Annotated in this window: 20 protein-coding genes; 8 read left to right on the top strand and 12 right to left on the bottom strand. The window is 44.8% G+C overall.

The genetic code is table 11. The features are described 5' to 3' along the window. Positions 1 to 95: 95 nt before the first annotated feature. The 7 genes from AC13DA_RS03995 to ispB form a co-directional block, all read right to left on the bottom strand. Complete coding sequence (locus AC13DA_RS03995) at positions 96 to 785, bottom strand: SDR family NAD(P)-dependent oxidoreductase (protein WP_284452271.1); 690 nt, start codon at positions 783 to 785, stop codon at positions 96 to 98. A 33-nt stretch (positions 786 to 818) separates the two neighbouring features. Beyond that, a complete protein-coding gene (locus AC13DA_RS04000; protein WP_007144446.1) occupies positions 819 to 1175 on the bottom strand; it encodes a hypothetical protein in 357 nt (118 codons plus the stop codon). A gap of 57 nt (positions 1176 to 1232) precedes the next feature. After that, the gene (hpnE, locus tag AC13DA_RS04005; protein WP_284452272.1) at positions 1233 to 2507 is read right to left on the bottom strand and encodes a hydroxysqualene dehydroxylase HpnE; all 1275 of its coding nucleotides are present in this window, start codon (positions 2505 to 2507) and stop codon (positions 1233 to 1235) included. Further along, the gene (hpnD, locus tag AC13DA_RS04010; protein ID WP_284452273.1) at positions 2507 to 3352 is read right to left on the bottom strand and encodes a presqualene diphosphate synthase HpnD; all 846 of its coding nucleotides are present in this window, start codon (positions 3350 to 3352) and stop codon (positions 2507 to 2509) included. Before hpnD ends, hpnE begins: the two co-directional genes overlap by 1 nt. Continuing rightward, positions 3349 to 3651, bottom strand: coding sequence for a (2Fe-2S) ferredoxin domain-containing protein (locus tag AC13DA_RS04015; RefSeq protein WP_007144449.1), 303 nt, complete (start codon positions 3649 to 3651; stop codon positions 3349 to 3351). The genes hpnD and AC13DA_RS04015 overlap by 4 nt, the downstream gene beginning before the upstream one ends. Positions 3652 to 3702: 51 nt before the next feature. After that, positions 3703 to 4788, bottom strand: coding sequence for an HD domain-containing phosphohydrolase (locus AC13DA_RS04020; RefSeq protein ID WP_284452275.1), 1086 nt, complete (start codon positions 4786 to 4788; stop codon positions 3703 to 3705). Between the two features lie 93 nt (positions 4789 to 4881). Beyond that, positions 4882 to 5850 carry an octaprenyl diphosphate synthase gene (gene ispB, locus AC13DA_RS04025; RefSeq protein WP_284452276.1) on the bottom strand — a complete coding sequence of 323 codons (969 nt, stop codon included), beginning with the start codon at positions 5848 to 5850 and terminating at the stop codon, positions 4882 to 4884. Between the two features lie 168 nt (positions 5851 to 6018). On the opposite strand from ispB, the gene rplU reads away from it, so the two are divergent. From rplU to proB, 4 genes are all read left to right on the top strand, one after another. Beyond that, a complete protein-coding gene (rplU, locus tag AC13DA_RS04030) occupies positions 6019 to 6330 on the top strand; it encodes a 50S ribosomal protein L21 (protein ID WP_007144452.1) in 312 nt (103 codons plus the stop codon). A 23-nt stretch (positions 6331 to 6353) separates the two neighbouring features. After that, on the top strand, positions 6354 to 6611 hold the full coding sequence (gene rpmA, locus AC13DA_RS04035; protein ID WP_007144453.1) for a 50S ribosomal protein L27: 258 nt from the start codon (positions 6354 to 6356) through the stop codon (positions 6609 to 6611). Between the two features lie 119 nt (positions 6612 to 6730). Beyond that, positions 6731 to 7795: an Obg family GTPase CgtA gene (gene cgtA / locus AC13DA_RS04040; RefSeq protein ID WP_284452277.1), complete on the top strand. Its 1065-nt coding sequence runs from the start codon at positions 6731 to 6733 to the stop codon at positions 7793 to 7795. Between the two features lie 6 nt (positions 7796 to 7801). Next, positions 7802 to 8932, top strand: coding sequence for a glutamate 5-kinase (gene proB / locus AC13DA_RS04045; RefSeq protein ID WP_284452278.1), 1131 nt, complete (start codon positions 7802 to 7804; stop codon positions 8930 to 8932). A gap of 77 nt (positions 8933 to 9009) precedes the next feature. Here the strand turns inward: proB and rpsT are convergent, their stop codons facing one another. Next, positions 9010 to 9270, bottom strand: a complete 261-nt coding sequence (rpsT, locus tag AC13DA_RS04050) for a 30S ribosomal protein S20 (protein ID WP_091712336.1) — start codon at positions 9268 to 9270, stop codon at positions 9010 to 9012. 133 nt (positions 9271 to 9403) lie between these two features. Between rpsT and AC13DA_RS04055 the strand changes: the two genes are divergently transcribed. Both AC13DA_RS04055 and AC13DA_RS04060 read left to right on the top strand, forming a co-directional pair. Beyond that, positions 9404 to 10183: an exodeoxyribonuclease III gene (locus AC13DA_RS04055; protein WP_007144457.1), complete on the top strand. Its 780-nt coding sequence runs from the start codon at positions 9404 to 9406 to the stop codon at positions 10181 to 10183. Between the two features lie 60 nt (positions 10184 to 10243). After that, on the top strand, positions 10244 to 10420 hold the full coding sequence (locus AC13DA_RS04060) for a DUF6435 family protein (RefSeq protein ID WP_007144458.1): 177 nt from the start codon (positions 10244 to 10246) through the stop codon (positions 10418 to 10420). Positions 10421 to 10431: 11 nt separating this feature from the next. Here AC13DA_RS04060 and recQ read toward each other — a convergent pair whose 3' ends face one another. Then, the gene (gene recQ, locus AC13DA_RS04065; protein WP_284452280.1) at positions 10432 to 12558 is read right to left on the bottom strand and encodes a DNA helicase RecQ; all 2127 of its coding nucleotides are present in this window, start codon (positions 12556 to 12558) and stop codon (positions 10432 to 10434) included. A gap of 178 nt (positions 12559 to 12736) precedes the next feature. Here recQ and AC13DA_RS04070 point away from each other — a divergent pair, with 178 nt between their 5' ends. Then, entirely contained in the window at positions 12737 to 13084 is a 348-nt protein-coding gene (locus AC13DA_RS04070) for a cupin domain-containing protein (protein ID WP_284452282.1), read from the top strand. A 92-nt stretch (positions 13085 to 13176) separates the two neighbouring features. Here the strand turns inward: AC13DA_RS04070 and dinB are convergent, their stop codons facing one another. Further along, the gene (gene dinB, locus AC13DA_RS04075) at positions 13177 to 14265 is read right to left on the bottom strand and encodes a DNA polymerase IV (RefSeq protein ID WP_284452284.1); all 1089 of its coding nucleotides are present in this window, start codon (positions 14263 to 14265) and stop codon (positions 13177 to 13179) included. Between the two features lie 164 nt (positions 14266 to 14429). Between dinB and AC13DA_RS04080 the strand changes: the two genes are divergently transcribed. Next, positions 14430 to 15974 carry an AmpG family muropeptide MFS transporter gene (locus AC13DA_RS04080; RefSeq protein WP_284452286.1) on the top strand — a complete coding sequence of 515 codons (1545 nt, stop codon included), beginning with the start codon at positions 14430 to 14432 and terminating at the stop codon, positions 15972 to 15974. A 165-nt stretch (positions 15975 to 16139) separates the two neighbouring features. Here the strand turns inward: AC13DA_RS04080 and ppnN are convergent, their stop codons facing one another. Beyond that, positions 16140 to 17498 carry a nucleotide 5'-monophosphate nucleosidase PpnN gene (gene ppnN / locus AC13DA_RS04085; RefSeq protein ID WP_284452288.1) on the bottom strand — a complete coding sequence of 453 codons (1359 nt, stop codon included), beginning with the start codon at positions 17496 to 17498 and terminating at the stop codon, positions 16140 to 16142. Positions 17499 to 17587: 89 nt separating this feature from the next. Next, entirely contained in the window at positions 17588 to 20266 is a 2679-nt protein-coding gene (locus tag AC13DA_RS04090; RefSeq protein WP_284452289.1) for a bifunctional acetate--CoA ligase family protein/GNAT family N-acetyltransferase, read from the bottom strand. Between the last annotated feature and the right edge of the window lie 3 nt (positions 20267 to 20269).

Genomic DNA, 20269 nt, shown 5'->3' on the forward strand with positions numbered 1-20269 from the left:
TATTCAAGTTATGAATATAACTTGCTATAAGTGTGCCAATATTTAAAATTCTCTATGAATCAATGGGTTGGATGTTAGTGTCAGGGTTTTGACGTTTAATCTACCGATACTGGAGAGTTGGTTTCTAATTGAAGTTTTGCGATATATTGATAAGCGACATCATCTGGCAAATTCAGATGTTCTGGGTTTCGGGCTGGATAAGCGCGAGCATAAAGCGCCGTTCTGACTTCACCAGGATCAATGGTGCTGACGATCACTTTGCCTTCTGCTTCCAGTTCATCTTTTAGTTGTTCAGCAAGTGCTTCAACTGCGGCCTTACTAATACCGTAGGCACCCCAATAAGCGGTATGCTTGTGGGCATCCGTAGTGAAAATTAAATGGCTTGCTTGTTGTTTTAATAATGGTAGACAGGCTTGGGTGAGTAGGTAAGCGGCTGTCAGGTTGATGTGCAGGGTTTCTGCCCATGTTTTAGGATCTTGATTCATCACTGGGGCTAATTGTCCGAGTGAAGCAGCGCAGTGAATTAAGGCATCCAATTTACCAAAACTTTCTGAAATAGTCTGGGCAAGTTGTTTGTAGTCATCAACAGTTGCCCCTTTGAGATCGAGCGGATAGATAGCTGGAATGATGCCAGTTTGTTCAACAATTTCATCATAAACAGCTTCAAGCTGCGGAACTTGTTTATCAAGTAAGATAACTGTAGCACCTGCATATGCACAGGCTTTAGCTACTGAGGCACCGATGCCTTGAGCGGCACCGGTGATAAGAATGATTTGTTCAGCCAATTGGCTGTCCTCAGTATATGCTTGCATCAAGATTTATTCGGCAGGTACAAATTGACTAAATTGTGCGACACCGTTATGGAATTGTACCGATGTAATACCGTCTTTTTTATGCCATTCAAGATGATCAACAGTTAATGCATCAATTGTATGTGTTTGAGTGACATCAGGCTCACCCCACTTAGCGATAGCTTCTTCTTTCGTCATTCCTGCAATCGTGTCTGTTTCATCTTCTACAGCACCTGTTGTGTCAGTGGTGTCTTCACTAGTCATCTCTGCAGGTGCGGCAGATGTATCTTTAGAGTCTGTCTGAGCACTGTTGTCATCACTACAGGCAACAATGAATGTGCCTAGAAATAACGCGATAAAAAGTAATTTGAACTGTTTCAGCATAGCATTCCCTTATTGTTATAAATATTGAGCCACAAAGTATAGCAAGTGATTAATCGCTTAGCTAACCGTGTTGATTTTCATTATCAATTCGGCAGCTTTTTCACCATTTATCACTGCACCTTCTAGTGTAGCAGGATAAAGATTATTAATTATATCACCCGCTAAATAGAGCCCATCCACTGGAGAGCAAGTTGTCGGACGATCTGAGCAAACATCCACAGTACTTCTGAATGTTGCCCTTTTTTCTCGGATAACGTAACCGCGAATAAATTCAGAGGGCTGTACTATATTCGCGTCTAGTAATTCATTAACAACGTGCTCGATAAGCTTTTCATTAGTCAGCTTCAGATGAGAGCCTGGTCCACTGATAACAACCGCCAACAGGCCATCACCTCTATCGAATATCCATTGGCTTGTTGTCCCGCTGAGTCCTAACATAGGTGATCGAAGATGGATATCAGATGCGCATTGCAGATAGACCGTGACAATAGGATGAGAGCTTGCGTCCTTAGCTACCCAATATTTTCCTAATAGTTGTTGGCTAGTGTGTGGTCCGGTAGCAATAATAATATTGTCCGCTTCAATGGTTTGTCCATTATCTGTCAAAGCCGCAGTGACTTTATTGTTATGGATAACGAGTGACTTAATACGCGTTTGCAGGGAAATTTGTCCGCCTTGTTGCTGAATATATCGTTCAGCATAGGCTGGTAGGGTATCGCCTAATGGTACTTGCGGAATCAAAAAATCAGCGTAGTCACGTTGCCTAAAAGTCTCTAACAAGACATGAGCAAAAAGGTTAGCCGATGCTTCGGAGAGGGGCGTATTCATCGTAGCAAGACATAGAGGCTCCCATAATTGCTCAATCAATCGTCGACTTTGTTTTTGTTGTTCTAGCCATGCTTTTACGGATATATCGTCTGACTTTTTTTGTGAACGGGCATTGAAGATTAGACGAAAGATCTGGACAAAAACAGCAAAACCATTGAGTTGCCAAGTCTTTATTGCCAGAGATAGCGGCCAGGGTAGATGTGGCGTGTCAGCGAGTTTTAGATCGCCAAAATTTGGATGATGGATGGTTATATTTAGCGGAAGCCGCTGAAACAATCTGGACTCATCAGCACCCAGGTCTTGCAATAATTTTAAGGTGCGTTCATAGGCACCAATCAATAAATGTTGACCGTTGTCTATGGTCTGTGCATTCCAGTCAACATTTCGGGCTCGTCCTCCCAATTGCTTTGCAGATTCCACCAGGTGAATCGATTCGCCCTTTTCTAACAAACGAACAGCGGCAGCAAGTCCACTCCAGCCACCACCAACAATCAGCGTGGTCATTATGGATGTTTTTTTTCTGCTCTGGACGTGCGCCAGGCTAACCAGAGTTTTTTCAATGGTGTCAGTGAAATGCGCTGTTTCATCACCTGAAACTGATCTTTTTCAATTTCGTCTAACGTCGCCTCATAAATAGCAGACATGATTAAGCCCGTACGTTGTGAGTATCGATCTTCTTTGGGTAATAGCGTTTTGGCTTCTTGATAGAAGGAACGAGCACGTTCGGTTTCAAACGCCAGTAGTGCTGTTAATTCTGCTGTTTGTTTGAGTGCCAGAATATCTTCTTCACTTACCTTAAATCGAGCCATATCCTCTGCGGGGAGATAGATGCGGCCACGTTCGGCATCTTCACGAACGTCACGAATAATATTGGTTAACTGGAAAGCCAAACCCAGTTTTTCAGCATATTTCAGTGTTTGACGGTTTTGATAACCAAAAATTTCTGCAGCAAGTAACCCGACCACGCTTGCGACACGATGGCAATATAAAGCCAGATGTTTAAAAGCGTCATATCGATGCTGGAATAGATCCATTTCCATGCCATCAATAATTTCAAGAAAATATTCTTGATGAAGCTCGAAACGCTTTATTGCTTCTTCCAGAGCTTTACCAACAGGATGAGTGGCTGTCTGGTTAAATATATTCTCAACCTCACTTCGCCACCAGCTTAAGGTCTGTGCAGCAACTTGCGGATCGGCTATTTCATCTACTGCATCATCCACTTCACGGCAAAACGCATACAAGGCGGTGATGGCCTGTCGCTTTTGCGGTGGTAAAAACATGAAACTGTAATAAAAACTGGAACCACTTTTAGCTGCTTTGTCGCGGCAGTATTGATCCGGCGTCATTTGACCAAACGTTCCACAATCGTGTCGTTTAACAGATGTGACTCAATAATTTCGTCAATATCCGCTTCTGTTTCATAGTGATACCAAGTGCCTTCAGGATAAATCACTAACATCGGTCCCAGCTTACAGCGGTTAAGACAGCCTGCATTATTGACACGCACTTTTTTTATTTTTAATTCTTTAACACGCTGTTTGGCGTAATCACGCAGAGACTGTGAACCATGCTCTCCACAATTTGCACTGCCATCATCACGCTGATGCGTACAGAAAAATAAATGATATTTATATATTTGAGCCATAGTGACTAAGAATAGCGAACCTTGAAATAACTAAAAAGCATTTAAACAAAATTAGGACTGATCTGATGCTTCATACGCTGTATCTGGATAGCGAGAACGGTAGTGAAGAACCTGTTCGATAATCGCTAAGAAATGATCGACTAACTTAGGATCAAAATGTTGTCCTTTTTGAGTGATCAGATAATCAACCGCTTGCTCAACCGGCCATGCCTTTTTGTATGGGCGCTCAGACGTTAAAGCATCAAAAACGTCACATATTGCACAAATACGACCTTCGATGGGGATAGCTTCCCCTTTTAAACCATTTGGGTATCCAGAACCGTCCCATTTTTCATGGTGAGTCAGGGCAATATTACTCGCCAGCTTGAGCAATGGCACATCTGTATCAGCTAGTAGGTCTGCGCCAATTTTGACATGGGTTTTCATGATCTCCCACTCATCAGGATTAAGCGAACCCGGTTTCAGTAGAATGTGATCTGGAATGCCAATTTTACCGATATCATGCATCGGCGCTGCGGTTAATATATCAGCAGCAAACTTATCACTGAGTCCGACGGCGAGTGCCAACATATGGGCAAAGTGGCTCATCCTCAGAATATGATTACCGGTTTCGTTATCTTTATATTCTGCCGCCCGACCTAAGCGTTTAATAATTTCAAGGCGGCTTTGCTCAAGTTGTTGGGTTCGGATCTTGACCTGTTGTTCTAGCGTTTCATTCTGCGTCAATACTTGCTTGTGCAGTAGGCGGACTTCCAACATATTTCTGATACGTTGGATGACTTCTGTCTGATCAAACGGCTTAGTTATAAAATCTTTTGCGCCGGAGCAGAGAGATTTTTTCCGTATTTCCTGAGTGAGTTCGGCGGTGATTACCAGTATTGGAAGATAATCATCCTGTATCGCTGTTTGCAGTGTTTCCATTACCTGAAAACCATCCATATCCGGCATACGGATATCTAGCAGGATGAGATCAATTTCGTATTCAAAATAGCGTTGTTTGACTTCAGCGCCTAGATTTGTGGAATACAGAGAGGTAAATCCGGCCTGTCTCAGCATTTTTTCCAGTAATTTAATGTTGATCAATTGGTCATCAACAATAAGAATTCTGGCGTTTAAAATGTCCTTATCTGAAATCATTATGTGCATCCTTTGCATATCATGACTGAATTAACCATGTAACCAGCGATGCTTTTCATTTGATGACCTTAAGGTGTGAGTCGGACCATTACATTAATAATTTCGCTGAATAGCAAAGTCGGCTAACGATAATAAAGCTTGTTTATACGGGCTTCCAGCAAGTATATCCAGAGCTTGTTTCGCTTGCATCACTTCCTTTTCAGCGGCACTGGCTGTGTAATCTATCGCGCCTGTGTTCTGAATGATCTCAATAATGTCAGTAATCCTGTCTCGCTGGCCTTGTTCGATGGCTTCACGAATAATGGCTGATTGTTCAGCATTACCATGTTGCATCGCATAGATCAGAGGTAATGTAGGTTTGCCTTCAGCAAGGTCATCACCAATATTTTTACCAATTGTCTCGCTGGATTGACTGTAATCAAGTAAGTCATCGACCAGCTGAAAAGCACTACCCAAATGCATAGCGTAGTTAGCCATAGCCATTTCAGTAGCGTTATCAGAGCCTGAGATGACGGCACCTAACTGGCCAGCAGCTTCAAACAGCTTGGCGGTTTTATGATGAATCACTTCAAGGTAACGCGCTTCGGTGGTATCGGCATCATGACAGTTCAATAACTGCAGTACCTCGCCTTCCGCAATGACATTCGTGGTATGAGAGAGAATTTGCATTAAGCGCATAGACTCAATTTCTACCATCATTTCAAAAGAGCGGGTGTAGAGGAAATCTCCCACCAGTACACTTGCTTCATTGCCCCAGAGTGTATTAGCTGTTTCCTGACCCCGGCGCATATCAGAGTTATCTACCACATCATCATGTAATAACGTTGCGGTGTGAATGAACTCAATAATGGTAGCGAGGTTGATATGTTGACTCCCCTCATAGCCACATGCACGTGCAGCCAGAATAGCTATCGCCGGGCGAAGCCGCTTACCACCACTGTTGATAATATAAAAGCCAAGTTGATTAATGAGGGCAACATCAGACTGTAAGCGTTGTTGGATCAACTCGTCTACAGCTTTCATGTCATCTTGAATTAGAGAATAGATGGATTGGATATCCACGGAACCGTAATCTGCCTATAATGTGTGATTTAAACGCGTACTTTCTCATGAGCGAGAATACTGCGCAAATATTTCAATATGAATTTGATCTCCTTGAAGAAAGGAGATACAATTGCCGGTCTTTTGTGGGGTAACCCGCATTAACACTATTATACTTTGGAGACAGCGATGTACGCTATTGTCGCGACTGGCGGTAAACAATACCGAGTTAAAGAGGGCGAAAAGCTCCGCATTGAAAAATTGACTGCTGAAGCCGGTGATACGGTTGAGCTTGATAAAGTTCTGTTAGTTGGCGAAGGTGAAGACATCAAAGTTGGTGCACCTTACCTTGACGGTGCTAAAGTGACTGCGAAAGTGGCAGCTAACGGCCGTGGCGATAAAGTGAAAATCGTCAAATTCAAACGTCGTAAGCACCATCAAAAACAGATGGGTCATCGTCAAGCATATACTGAAATCGAAATCACAGGCATCTCAGCCTAAGAATCGGAAAAGAGGTTTAAGAAATGGCTCACAAGAAAGCTGGTGGTAGTACTCGTAACGGACGTGATTCAGAGTCTAAACGCCTTGGTGTAAAACGCTACGGTGGTGAATTAGTGTCTGGTGGTAACATTTTAGTTCGTCAGCGTGGTACACGTTACCATGCAGGTCGTAACGTAGGTATCGGTAAAGACCATACTTTATTTGCGACAGCTGAAGGTAAAGTATTATTTGAGACCAAAGGTCCTCAAAACCGTACTTTCGTCAGTGTTGTTGCTGACTAAGAATATTTGTTAGCCCGTATGGGGCAAACAGCACAAAGCCCCGCTGATGCGGGGTTTTTTGTTTCTGGCATATAGGTTTATAGTCAGAAAGAACATGAGATTAAGGTCGGGAAGCGACAATGAAATTTGTGGATGAAGCGAAAATTAAAATCAGTGCCGGAGCCGGTGGTAATGGCTGTTTGAGTTTTCGCCGTGAAAAATTCATTCCTTTTGGTGGCCCCGATGGCGGTGATGGTGGCGATGGTGGCGATGTCTATTTATTGGCCGATTCACAGGTCAATACACTGATCGACTTTCGTTATCAGCGTAATTTTAAAGCCGAGCGTGGTGAGCATGGTCGTGGTCGTTTGTGCAGTGGTGCGCGTGGTGAAGATCTGATTATCAAAGTCCCTATTGGCACAGAAGCCTGGGATGATGATACCGATGAACTCATTGGTGACCTGACCAAAGATGGCGATAAATTATTAGTCGCAAAAGGCGGTTGGCATGGTTTAGGCAATGCGCGTTATAAATCGAGCATTAACCGTGCACCTCGTCAAACCAGCGACGGCACTCCTGGTGAAGAACGCACTTTACGGCTTGAAATGAAGCTGTTAGCTGATGTGGGGCTGTTGGGTTTACCAAACGCTGGTAAATCAACATTTATCAGCCAGGTGTCAGCTGCGCAACCCAAAGTGGCAAATTATCCTTTCACCACGCTTTATCCAAACTTGGGTGTGGTGACCTTAAAAGATGTGCGCAGTTTTGTGATTGCCGACATTCCCGGTTTGGTTGAAGGTGCGGCAGACGGCGCCGGTCTCGGTATCCAGTTTCTGAAACATCTGACCCGTACGCGCTTACTGTTACATCTTGTTGATATGGCGCCGGTTGATGTGAAACAGGACCCGGTAGAAAGTGTGCAGATCATCAACCGTGAACTGGAAAACTATAGTGAAGCTTTAGGCAGTCAGGATCAGTGGTTAGTTTTGAATAAAATGGATCTGGTACCCGAAGATATTCGCGACGATCTCTGTCAAGAAGTGCTGGATCGACTGCAATGGAAAGGCAAAGTGTTTTACATTAGTGGTCAGACTGGCGAAGGTTGCGATGCGCTGGTCAATGAAGTCATGAATTACCTGGAAAGTGTTCGTGTCAGTGAAAAAGACGAAACGTCAGATAATTCGCAGGATGATGCTCAGGAATAAACCTCAGTGACAGAACCACATCAGCAATTATTAAATACCAAGCGCTGGGTTATCAAAATTGGCAGTGCTTTATTAACTCGTATTGGTGAAGGTCTTGATACGGATCGCATACGTTGGTTAAGTGCTGAAATAGCCGAACTAAGACGTCAGGGAAAAGAAGTGGTATTAGTCACGTCTGGCTCAGTTGCGGCGGGAATGCAGAAACTGGGTTGGAAAAGACGTCCACACGAAATTCATCGTCTGCAAGCGGCTGCCAGTGTTGGTCAGATGGAGTTGGTCAACGCCTATGCCACAGAATGCGGTAAGCATGGCATTCACACCGCTCAAATCTTATTAACTCACTCTGATTTATCAGACCGTGGCCGTCATCTTAATGCACGTAGTGCACTGCAAACGTTGCTGGAATTAGATATTCTGCCCGTGGTTAATGAGAACGATACCATTGCTACCGAAGAAATTCGTTTTGGCGATAACGACACACTAGCAGCCATGACTGCCAACCTGGTTGAGGCCGATGTGTTAGTTATCTTGACGGATCAGGACGGCTTGTTTGACTCCGATCCCAGAACCAATCCTGATGCCCGCATGATTGCTGCCTCAGCTGCCAGTAACGCAGCGCTTGATCAAATGGCGGGTGATAGCAAAGGTGAACTGGGCCGTGGTGGTATGACCACCAAATTATTGGCAGCACGCCGTGCGGCCCGTTCAGGTGCCTATACGGTTATTTTATCTGGTAAACATCCCGACAATCTTCGTCACCTGGCAGCAGGGCATGGCGTGGGTACATTACTTTGGCCAGACAATAAGCCGATTACTGCCAGACAGCAGTGGCTGGTGGGCCATTTAATCGCTAAAGGGCAATTAGTGTTGGATGATGGTGCTGTGGCTGTGTTGAGAGAACAAGGGCGCAGTTTATTGCCTGTTGGAGTGACCCATGTTGAAGGCAAGTTTACACGTGGTGAATTGGTGATTTGTCGTGATGTAAATGGTAAAGAAATCGCCAGAGGGTTAGCGAATTATAATGCTGATGAGGCGCATCTGATTAAAGGCAAACCCAGCAGTGAAATTGAATCTATCCTGGGTTATGTCGGTGAACCTGAACTTATTCACCGCGATAATCTGGTGTTAACCAGCTAATTCAAGAGAATAATAAAAATCGCAGGCATAAAAAAACCGACATTAAGTCGGTTTTTTTATAAAGTCGAAACTTTAAATTACATTGCGCGAACAGCGTTGTTCAAACGGCTTTTACCACGAGCAGCAGTATTCTTGTGAATAATGCCTTTACCCGCCATACGATCTAATGCAGGCGCTGCAACTTTGAAAGCAGCAACAGCTTGTTCTTTATCACCAGCTGCGATTGCTTTTCTCAGTGCTTTAATCGTTGTACGCATCGCTGAACGTTGGCTGGCGTTACGCTGACGGTGTACTTCTGCTTGACGCGCGCGTTTTCTTGCTTGTGCCGAATTTGCCAAAGTGCTTCTCCTAAAAATTCATTTATCTGTAGCTAAACCTAGCTATCTGTATTTACAGATGAGCCCGACATTATCCGGATTTTAATCTGATTTGTAAATGGTATTATGTGATTATTTTTCAATAGGATGACCCATGCGCATAATCACAGCCAATGTGAACGGTATTAGAGCCGCCGCCCGTAAAGGTTTTTTTGACTGGCTACCCAAGCAAAATGCAGATGTTGTCTGTATTCAGGAAACCAAAGCTCAAGTGCATCAACTTGAAGATGATATTTTCAGGCCGCAAGGATATCACTGTTATTACCATGATGCAGAGAAAAAGGGTTACAGCGGTGTGGCGCTGTATTGTAAAGCAGAGCCCGATGAGGTGATTGTCGGGATGGGGAATGAGGAGTTTGATGCGGAAGGTCGTTATATCGAAGCCCGTTTTGGTAATTTGAGCGTGATTTCGCTGTATATGCCTTCAGGTTCATCAAAAGAAGAGCGACAAATTGCCAAATATCGCTGCATGGATTTTTTTGAAAATAAAATGCAGGACATGAAAGACTCGGGTCGCGATGTATTGATTTGTGGCGATTGGAATATTGCGCATAAAAATGAAGACATTCGTAACTGGAAAGGCAATCTGAAAAACTCTGGTTTCTTACCTGAAGAGCGCGCCTGGTTGGATAAACTGTTTGATGAAATGGGCTTTATCGATGCGTTTCGTGAGTTACCGCAGGAAGAACATCAATACACCTGGTGGTCAAACCGAGGCCAGGCCAGAGCCAATAACGTCGGATGGCGTATTGATTACCATATCTTAACGCCGGGCATGAAAGGTAAAGTCAAAGCCACAGAAATCTATCGCGATGAGTCTTTTTCGGATCATGCACCGTTAATTATTGACTATGACTACGCGTTACCAAAATAAACAAATGAACTTTATCACGCCATAACTCTCTGACTTATTTAACCTAACAGAGAGTTATGTATGTGGTCATTATTTAAGTCTGATCCTGAGAAAAAGTTAAAAAAGCAATTAAAACAAAAGCGTGAACAGGCATTACATGCACAACGTAATGGCGATATACGGCTGTTTGCTTCACTGACTCAGGAAGCAGAGGCGATATTGAAGCAATTACAGCAAGTGCAGTCAGACAAAGCCTGAAGTAGTTTGCATTAGTACATAGATGCCAGCACGCAACGAATCACACCATAATCATAAGCTTCATTCAGGGCCTGATAAATGGCTCTCAGGCTCTGAGATTCATCTCCTAATGATTCAATCGTCAGCATGATCGTGTTCAGCTCAGCATCTTCCAGGTCCAGTACGTCTTTTACATCCAGTAACCCGGCATTAATGCCTTCAGCCAGATGGCTATAAACCGTACTGAGTTTTAAATCTCGCTGTTTCGCAATGCTATCTATCTCATGTCCTTTTTCAAGTAATAACAACGTGTCATTAATCGTGTCACTCAAGCCGTTATTCAGTAACTCAGACAAAGGGTGTTGTTGAATGACCTCTAAAAACGCATGGCCGTAATGGTTGAGTTTTTGTTCGCCCACGCCGGAAATACGTTGCATAGCGGCCATATCTGCAGGTCGGTAACGACACATCTCTAACAATGTCGCATCATGGAAAATAACGTAAGGCGGCACACCATGCTGTTTGGCAATATCCGAGCGTAATTGACGCAATGCTTCCCAAAGTCGTTGATCTTGAGGGCGAACAGCTGTTTGTTTTTTGCCGGTTTTAGCTGTTGATTTTTTAGGCGACTGTTTTCTTAAATATAATGTTTGCTCGCCGCGGAGGACTGGTCGACATTTTTCTGTCAGCCGTAATGCGCCATAACGCTGAATATCAATATCGAGATAACCCGTGGCGATTAACTGACGGAAAATACCGCGCCATTGAGTGGCGTTCAGTTCAGAGCCGATGCCGTAGGTACTTAACTTGTCATGCTGGTTTTGTTTAATACGTTCATCGTCACTACCAAGTAACACATCGATTAAATAATTCACCCCGAATCGTTGTTCGGTGCGATAGACACAAGACAAGGCCTTTTGTGCCATTTCTGTCGCATCAAAGCTTTCTGGTGGTGTTTGGCAATTATCACATTGCCCGCATTTTTCAGGTGCTTCCTCATCAAAATAGGCTAATAAAGCCTGACGCCGACAGGTGATGAGCTCACATAAACCCAGCATGGCATCCAATTTATGTTGTTCAACCCGTTTGATCATATCGGGCGCATTGGAGTCCTGCATAAACTGCCGCAGCGTGATGACATCTTGCAGACCATAAGCCATCCAGGCATTCGCCGGTAAACCATCACGGCCAGCACGTCCGGTTTCCTGATAATAAGCCTCAATATTTTTCGGTAAGTTCAGGTGAGCGACAAAACGCACATCCGGTTTATCAATACCCATGCCAAAGGCGATGGTAGCGACAATAATCACCGCTTCTTCACGTAAAAACCGTTGTTGGTGTTTTGCTCTTACCTCATTGGATAAGCCTGCATGATAGGGCAACGCAACCCGACCTTGTTCCTGAAGCCATTCAGCAATGGCCTCGACTTTCTTTCGCGACAGACAATAAACAATGCCGGCATCATTGGCGTGGTGTTCCTCGATAAACTGCCACAGCTGTTGTTTGGCTTGGCTTGCCTCGGTAATCGCATAAAAAATATTGTGCCGGTCAAAACTATTCAGATAAACATTGGCTTGCTGCAGATTGAGTTGCTCAATGATTTCCTGACGCGTGCGTTTATCGGCCGTGGCTGTCAGAGCAATACGAGGTACATTAGGGAAGCGTTCATGTAGCAATCGAAGCTGTTGATACTCTGGTCGAAAGTCATGACCCCACTGCGATACACAATGCGCTTCATCTATTGCAAATAAGGAAATGGTTACACGACTCAATAGCGATATGGTGCGCTCATTCAGTAAACGCTCTGGGGCGATGTACAATACATCAATCTGCCCGCCTTCAAGTTGTTGCTCAACGCTATAGGCTTCTGAGGCTGACAAACTTGAGTTAAGAAAGGCCGCTTTCACACCCAGCTCGTTTAATGCCACCACTTGATCCTGCATTAAAGCAATCAACGGTGAAACCACAATGCCGGTGCCTGGTCGTATCAGCGCCGGAATCTGATAACAAAGTGATTTACCGCCGCCAGTTGGCATCAATACCAGGGCATCACCACCCTGAATAACATGCTCAACGATATCGTGTTGATTATGCCGAAAGACATCGTAACCAAAAATGTTCTGTAGCACGTCCAGTGCGGGTTGTCCTTGAGTCTGCATAAATAAATTCAGTGGTTAAAGCAAAGGGGCATTATGGCAAATATGACCTGGCTCTAACATCAGAGATGAACGCTAAATTCGGTTTATCACTGAAAGACAGGCAAAATAGATAAGGCGAAATCCCCATCTCATCCCAAATATTTATTATTTGGGCAAAACTTAAATTTTAGGAATTCAAATGAAAGACATTACCGTGGACAGTAATCCCAGCGAAGCACAATTAAAGAAAATGGGGGTTGAACATTGGCCAACATGGGGAAAAGAAGTATCCGTATTTCCCTGGTCATTTGTCACCACTGAAGTGGCATACATTGTAGAAGGAGAGTGTGTGATGACGCCAAATGATGGTGGCCCAGCGACCACATTTAAAGCGGGTGACTTAGTGGTTTTCCCTAATGGTTATAAAGGCACATGGGAAGTAAAAAAAGCACTAAAAAAACGCTTTAAACATAAGGATGGTAACTTCGTGAAATGTGCGTTTAGCCGTTATAAAATTCTGAAAAATCGTATCAAGGCAGCTCTTTAATTATATCAATAGTGCTTGGGTTGAAGCTCAATGACCATAACTAAGTTCATTTCGGGTTTCTTCCTCAATCCAAACGATGGATCGTTTTATTTTTAAAACTCATCATTTAACGCTAAGTCTAACTGTGGTTGATGCGTCTGTACTACAGGCACATCAAACCTACTCATACTTAATCCCACCAATCTCACAGGTTTGATTCCAGCTTCTGTCTTTTCAAGCAATAGCGGAATGATCTGTTTTAAGTCTGTTAGTTGAATAATGTGCTCGGGGCTGTGGGCACGGGTGACTTGTTGAAAGTCAGCATATTTCACTTTGAGGGTGATGGTGCGCGCTTTCAGGTTTTGTTTATCCAGGCTTTCGAAAACGCGTTCAGCCAGATCAAGCAGTTTGGCGGTTAATTCCGGGATAGAGTGAATATCTTCAGCAAAGGTGGTTTCTTTGCCCAGTGATTTACGAATGCGTTGACTGCGAACCGGGCGTTCATCGATAGCTCGGGCGATATTGTAATAATACTGACCTGCTTTGCCGAAGCGTTCAGTCAGTTCAGCTAAGGTTTTCTCCCGAAGGTCTTTGCCGGTATGGATGCTGAGATTATGCATTTTGGTTTCCGTAGCCGGACCAATACCATGAAACTTACCCACAGGAAGATCGGCGACAAAAGCTTCGCCTTGTTCGGGTCTGATGACATAGAGCCCATTGGGTTTGTCCATATCCGAGGCAATTTTGGCGAGGAATTTATTATAGGAAACACCCGCCGAGGCGGTGAGTCGGGTTTCCTGCAAAATCTCACGTTTAATGGCCTGGGCAATCAAGGTGGCCGAACCATTAAAAGCCTCGGTGTAGGTGACATCTAAATAAGCTTCATCAAGAGATAACGGCTCAACTTCAGTGGCATAACGCCAGAAAATATCACGGATTTGGTTGGATACTTCACGGTATGCGTCAAAGCGTGGCGGCACAAATAAGGCATGAGAGCATAAACGATAGGCGCGCGAGCAGGGCATGGCCGAGTGAATGCCGTACTTTCTGGCTTCATAGCTACAGGCCGCAACCACGCCCCGGCTGTTAGGCTGGCCGCCGACGATCAGTGGTTTACCCTTATATTCTGGATGATCACGTTGTTCAACAGAAGCAAAAAAAGCATCCATATCGACGTGAATTATTTTGCGTTGTTTAGCCATGAGGTATCAAGAATATCAGAAGTGTGTTCTCTTAATTTTCTCATTATCGTTGACTGCATGATGAACAGCAATATTTTCTAGTCGTCTGCATCACTATGAACAAAAGTGGAACCAGATATACTTCAATGTTACTTTAGCTGATTCAACGCGATCTGAGACCGATTTTGATAGCACGACTACGTTCATGGCAGGAGAGTTTACAAGCATTTATGCACCCGCGGGTGTTAACGATGCTTGTCTTTGGCATCATGGCGGGCCTGCCGTTATTACTGATTTTTTCCACCTTGAGTCTATGGCTTGGCGAAGTCGGCATCGCAAAAAGTGACATCACTTATTTCAGTTGGGCGGCACTGGGTTACTCATTCAAATTCGTTTGGGCACCATTAGTCGATGTCATGCCTTTACCCTTATTAACCCGTTGGCTAGGACGTCGGCGTGCCTGGTTATTATTGGCGCAGTGCATGGTGATGGGCTCCATTATTTTTATGGCCATGGTCGATCCTGCCCAGCATTCTTTAGTATGGATGGGCGCTGCTGCAGTGTGTTTAGGCTTTTCCTCGGCTACTCAGGATATTGTCACCGATGCTTACCGTATAGAGTCTGCTAATGCTGAACTGCAGGCGATGATGTCAGCCAGTTACATCGCCGGATATCGCATTGGCATGTTGCTGGCTGGAGGCGGCGCTTTATTTCTGGCCAGTTATTTTGGTACCAGTATGGAGCATTATAATTTTGAGGCCTGGCAATTAACCTACTGGGCGATGGCCAGTTTATTTTTAGTTGGCATTTTGACCACCTTAATCATCGATGAGCCCAAGCAGCAACAAGCATCAGCTTTGATCAATCGTCGCCATCATGTGCGATTTTTTATTACCTTTTTGCTGGCAGTGAGCGCCTTTATTTGTAGCTTTGCTCTGACAGCAGACTTAACCGCGCTGGCGAAACAAAAACTGAGTTTATTGTTGAGTAATGCGCAACTGGTGTCTGTTTTTATCGAGTTAATCAGATTGGTATTTGCCGGGGTTGCCGCAGCGCTAGTGGCGCTGTTGATGACACAAATAAAATTTATCGATAAACAAAGTGTGACTCACAGCTACATCGCGCCTATTCAGGATTTCTTTACACGCTATGGCTGGTCTTTGGCTTGGTTATTATTAGCCTTGGTGGGTCTGTACCGAATCTCAGATATTGTGCTGGGCGTAGTGGCTAATCCGCTTTATCAAAGCCTTGGCTTTACCAAAAATGAAATTGCCACCGTGGTGAAAACCTTTGGTGTGTTTATGACCATTTTCGGCGCCTTTTATGGCGGGGTACTGGTGTTACGTTATGGTGTGATGCCGATATTGATGTTGGGGGCGGTGTTATCTGCCATTACTAATTTGTTGTTTATGCTGTTAGTGCAAAGCGGTCATGATATTACGATGCTGTATGTGGTGATTACCGCCGATAATTTATCCGGTGGTCTGGCTAATGCCGCCTTTATTGCCTTTTTGTCGAGTTTAACCAATATCTCTTTTACCGCTGTGCAGTATGCCATTTTCAGCTCATTGATGACCTTAATCCCCAAAGTGCTGGGCGGTTACTCTGGTTCTATGGTCGAGTCTATTGGGTTTGAAAATTTCTTTTTGATGACGGCACTGATGGGGCTACCTGTGTTATTACTGATTGCACTGGCCCGTAAACGATTTAATCTCACCCATCCTCAATAACTATCCTTAAATAATTCTCAAGGATAGTGACATATTGCTTGGGTGGCTAATTCATTCAGGCCAAGGACACCGATGACTGGTCATGGAAAAGTGCAATCACCAGCTATCTGTGCCCCTGCTTCTGAAGTGGTTTATGTAACATCACTTGTCATTATCGAGTAAAAGTTAGCCCACCAATTTATAACAAGGTTGATACACCCCTTCTCCCTGGCCTAGTTTCATTCGTTGCTGTTTGACAAAAATATGGAGCAGATTATCAATGGCTTGCATGATGTCAGGATCACCCTTCAACAGATAAGGCCCATGCTTCGCCACTTCTTTAATACCAAAACTTTTCACATTGCCGGCGACAATGCCTGAAAATGCTGAGCGGATCTGGCTGGCAAGCAAATGTTTGGGCAATGATGGATCTAAATCCAACGCGGCCATATTTTCATGAGTAGGAATAAATGGCTGCTGCAGCATAGGGTCGATATGTAACTGCCAGTTGTAGTAATAGGCTTCTTCAGTTTCTCTGCGATTTTCATGGACTTCGGTCATCGCCTGTTTGACTTTATAGCCAACGGTTTCTGGCTCACCAATCACGATTTCATATAAGTTACTAATTTCTTCACCCAGACACTGTTTGAGGAAGGCGTCCAGCGTGTTGAAGTAGTCCCGACAGGATTCTGGCCCAGCAAAAATTAATGGAATGCCATATTTATTTTCCGGATGCAGCAGGATACTGAGTAAATAGAAGATTTCTTCGACGGTACCGACACCACCTGGGAATACCACGATAACGTGACCCAGACGCACAAAGGCTTCCAGGCGTTTTTCGATGTCGGGCATGATAACCAGCTCATTGACGATGGCATTGGGCGATTCTGAAGCAATGATGCCTGGTTCGCTAATGCCGATATAACGACCATGGGTGATTTGCTGTTTAGCATGACCCACTGCAGCCCCTTTCATAGGGCCTTTCATCGCACCAATACCGCAGCCGGTGATGATATCCAGTCCTCTCAAACCAAACTCATATCCGACATGTTTGGCATAGTCATATTCTTCACGTGGAATAGAGTGACCACCCCAGCACACTACCAGATTAGGTGACACATTCGGTCTGACCATATTGGCATTACGCAAAATGCGAAACACTTTATCGGTGATTTTTGCCGAGCTATTGGTTTCTTCTGCCAGAATTTTAAAGTCAGTGTAGACAATATCGCGCAATACCGAAGATAAATGCTCCTGAATACCGCGAATCAGGGTGCCGTCCACAAAGGACTGAGCGGGTGCATTAAAGATTTCCAGCATCACACCTCGCGGTTGTGATTTCAGGCGGATATCAAAGTCCGCATAGAGCTGCTGAATTTCTTCAGCATCATCTTCATGGCTGTCAGTATTCAGAATGGCCAGAGCACATTCACGAAACAGTTGATGCAGCTCAGCGCTGGGTGAGCTGAGTTTGATGATTTCTTCCTGTGATAACAGGTTAAGACTACGAATCGGACGAACAGTCGTATAAGGGATTTTTTTCATTCACACGCCTTCTTTGGTGGTTACTAATTGATGCTCCCACTCTTGTTAATAACAATCAATGGTTTTCAGATAATTTTTGCTCAGCGGCACTACAAATGCATGGAAGCTAACCTGATTGAGGGCTCTTCCAGGCTGGCCGTGACCGTAAACCCTAAACTCTCTACCAGCCGCTGCATGGGTTGATTACTGGTCAGGATTTCGCCTTCCATCAGGCTGAAACCTTGCTGGCGAGCACTGGAAATTAACGCATTCATCAGTCGTGTGCCAATCCCTTTATGCTGCCACTCATCGGCGACGACCAAAGCAAATTCACAGCTGCTGCCATCCGGGTTCATGCTGTAACGGGCGACACCGACTTCAATTTCTTCCTCTTCTTCCATGGTCACCGCCATCAGAGCCAGTTCGCGACTGTAATCAAGCTGAGTAAAGCGTATCAACATATCCTGCGATAATTCGTTGAGTTCCTGCATAAAGCGAAAGTAGCGAGATTCGGTAGAAAGCTTTCGGAAAAAGACTTGTTCTATCAGTGCATCTTCAGGTCGTATTGGTCGGATAATAATATCCGTGCCATCGGCTAACTGTTCTTGTCTGGTCAAATGGGTAGGGTAGGGGTGAATGGCCATATGATCATAACGATTAATCTTTTTGACATGATTTGCCACCATAATTCTGACATCTAATGCCAACACGCCACGCTCGTCGACAACCAGCGGATTGATATCCAGCGATTCAATTTCTGGTAATTCACAGACCATTTCAGATACACGCAATAACACTTGTATTAAGGCATCACGGTTTACCGCAGGCATATCACGGAATTCACCGAGCATTGCTGCGATTTTGGTTTGATTAATCAGCTTATCCGCCAGGAAGGTGTTTAACGGTGGCAGGGCGATAGCGGTATCCTGAAGCACTTCCACTTTTACACCACCGGCACCAAACACAATGGTGGTGCCAAACACCGGATCACGATTGGCGCCGACCAGACATTCTCTGCCAAAGGGATCGGTATACATCGGTTCGATACTGACGCTGAACGATTTTATATCCGGCACTTTCTTGCGTACAGCTTCTTGTAATTCTTTGTAAACCAGTCTGACCGCCGCTGCATTATTGATATTTAAACGTACACCACCGACATCCGTTTTATGCTGGATATGGCGATCATTGATTTTCATCGCTACCGGATAACCAAAACTTTCTGCGGCGACCAAAGCTTCATTGGCACTATGACACTGAATGCTTAGGCTCACCGGGATATCAAAGGCATGTAACACGGCTCGGGATTCAGCCGTTGTCAGCGCTTGTCTATTTTCAGCTAAGACACTTTCAATAATCAGTCGGGCGCCTTCAATATCGGGTTCACTATGTGATGATAAAGGGCCGGGAACCTGCATCAGCAGCTGCTGATTTTCATAAAAACGGGCCAGACAGGCGAAGGCTTCCACTGATGATTCCGGATCAGAAAAACACGGCACATGATGACGGGCAAACAAACGATCTGCACTGGCGATAAGTTGTTGTCCCATCCAGCAAGCCAGAACAGGTTTAGAACTGGTCTGTTGTGCATCAATGACAGCCTGCGCACAAGCATCGGGGTCAGTCATGGCTTGGGGCGATAACATGACTAACACGCCATCAATGCCTTCATCTTGCAAACAGGCATTGACCGCTGCTTTATAACGTTCCGGTGCGGCATCACCCAGCACATCGATAGGATTACTACGTGACCAGTGGGCTGGTAATACCTTATCCAGACTGACAATGGTGTCATCTGACAGACTGGCTAATTCAATACCTAAATCAATGGCCCGATCAGTGGCCATGACGCCAAGACCACCACCGTTAGTAACAATCGCTAAACGTCTGCCATGAACACGGCATTGTGTGGCTAATAATTCAGCCGCCGCAAAAAGCTGCTGGATGGTATCGGCTCTGACCACACCTGCTCGCTGAATTGCGGCATTAAAGACGTCATCTCCCCCCATCATCGCACCGGTATGCGTTAAAGCGGCTTGTGAGCCAGCTTGATGACGACCCGCCTTGATCACGACCACAGGTTTCATACGAGAAGCGATACGTAAACCGCTCATAAAACGGCGTGCATCACGTATGCCTTCGACATACAGCAGAATGCTTTGGGTCTTGTGGTCCTGAGCCAGGAAATCGAGCAGATCGCCAAAGTCGATATCGGCGGCATTGCCCAGAGAGATAATGGCGGAGAAGCCCACTTCATTGGCTGCGGCCCAATCCAAAATGGCTGTACATAAAGCACCAGATTGTGAAATTAAGGCTAATTGCCCCGGCGCAGCGGTGTTTTTGCTGAACGTGGCATTCATGCCAATACTAGGCCGGATAAGACCCAGACAATTCGGGCCTAGAATATGAATATTGTATTGCTTTGCGGCTTTCACCACCGCATGTTCCAGTTTCAGTCCTTGCCCCTGTCCTTCACTAAAACCGGCTGAAATAATGATGGCCGCTTTCACACCTGCGTGACCACATTGATGAATAATGGCTTCTATGGTGGTGGCCGGTGTGGCGATAACAGCCAAATCGATAGATTCATTAATCGCTTCCAGATTCGGGTAGCAAATATGATCATTGATACGATCATATTTTGGATTTACTGCAAAGACTGGTCCGGAAAAATCGGTATCCACCAAATTATCAAATACGCGTCTGCCCACCGCATCCGTCGTCTGACTGGCACCAAATACCGCGATTGAACGGGGTGAAAACAGGCGGTCTAAAAAATGTGTGGTCATATC

It is taken from the genome of Methylophaga sp. F-2, assembly GCF_056859315.1.

What these genes read in the sequence shown, in the direction of transcription:
- hpnE (WP_284452272.1), bottom strand. Translation starts at nt 2,507, where the DNA reads ATGACCACGCTGATTGTTGGTGGTGGCTGGAGTGGACTTGCTGCCGCT.
- AC13DA_RS04055 (WP_007144457.1), top strand. Translation starts at nt 9,404, where the DNA reads ATGCGCATAATCACAGCCAATGTGAACGGTATTAGAGCCGCCGCCCGT.
- recQ (WP_284452280.1), bottom strand. Translation starts at nt 12,558, where the DNA reads ATGCAGACTCAAGGACAACCCGCACTGGACGTGCTACAGAACATTTTT.
- ppnN (WP_284452288.1), bottom strand. Translation starts at nt 17,498, where the DNA reads ATGAAAAAAATCCCTTATACGACTGTTCGTCCGATTCGTAGTCTTAAC.
- rplU (WP_007144452.1), top strand. Translation starts at nt 6,019, where the DNA reads ATGTACGCTATTGTCGCGACTGGCGGTAAACAATACCGAGTTAAAGAG.
- hpnD (WP_284452273.1), bottom strand. Translation starts at nt 3,352, where the DNA reads ATGACGCCGGATCAATACTGCCGCGACAAAGCAGCTAAAAGTGGTTCC.
- AC13DA_RS04020 (WP_284452275.1), bottom strand. Translation starts at nt 4,788, where the DNA reads ATGATTTCAGATAAGGACATTTTAAACGCCAGAATTCTTATTGTTGAT.
- AC13DA_RS04060 (WP_007144458.1), top strand. Translation starts at nt 10,244, where the DNA reads ATGTGGTCATTATTTAAGTCTGATCCTGAGAAAAAGTTAAAAAAGCAA.
- AC13DA_RS04000 (WP_007144446.1), bottom strand. Translation starts at nt 1,175, where the DNA reads ATGCTGAAACAGTTCAAATTACTTTTTATCGCGTTATTTCTAGGCACA.
- AC13DA_RS04070 (WP_284452282.1), top strand. Translation starts at nt 12,737, where the DNA reads ATGAAAGACATTACCGTGGACAGTAATCCCAGCGAAGCACAATTAAAG.
- dinB (WP_284452284.1), bottom strand. Translation starts at nt 14,265, where the DNA reads ATGGCTAAACAACGCAAAATAATTCACGTCGATATGGATGCTTTTTTT.
- AC13DA_RS04015 (WP_007144449.1), bottom strand. Translation starts at nt 3,651, where the DNA reads ATGGCTCAAATATATAAATATCATTTATTTTTCTGTACGCATCAGCGT.
- cgtA (WP_284452277.1), top strand. Translation starts at nt 6,731, where the DNA reads ATGAAATTTGTGGATGAAGCGAAAATTAAAATCAGTGCCGGAGCCGGT.
- rpmA (WP_007144453.1), top strand. Translation starts at nt 6,354, where the DNA reads ATGGCTCACAAGAAAGCTGGTGGTAGTACTCGTAACGGACGTGATTCA.
- AC13DA_RS04090 (WP_284452289.1), bottom strand. Translation starts at nt 20,266, where the DNA reads ATGACCACACATTTTTTAGACCGCCTGTTTTCACCCCGTTCAATCGCG.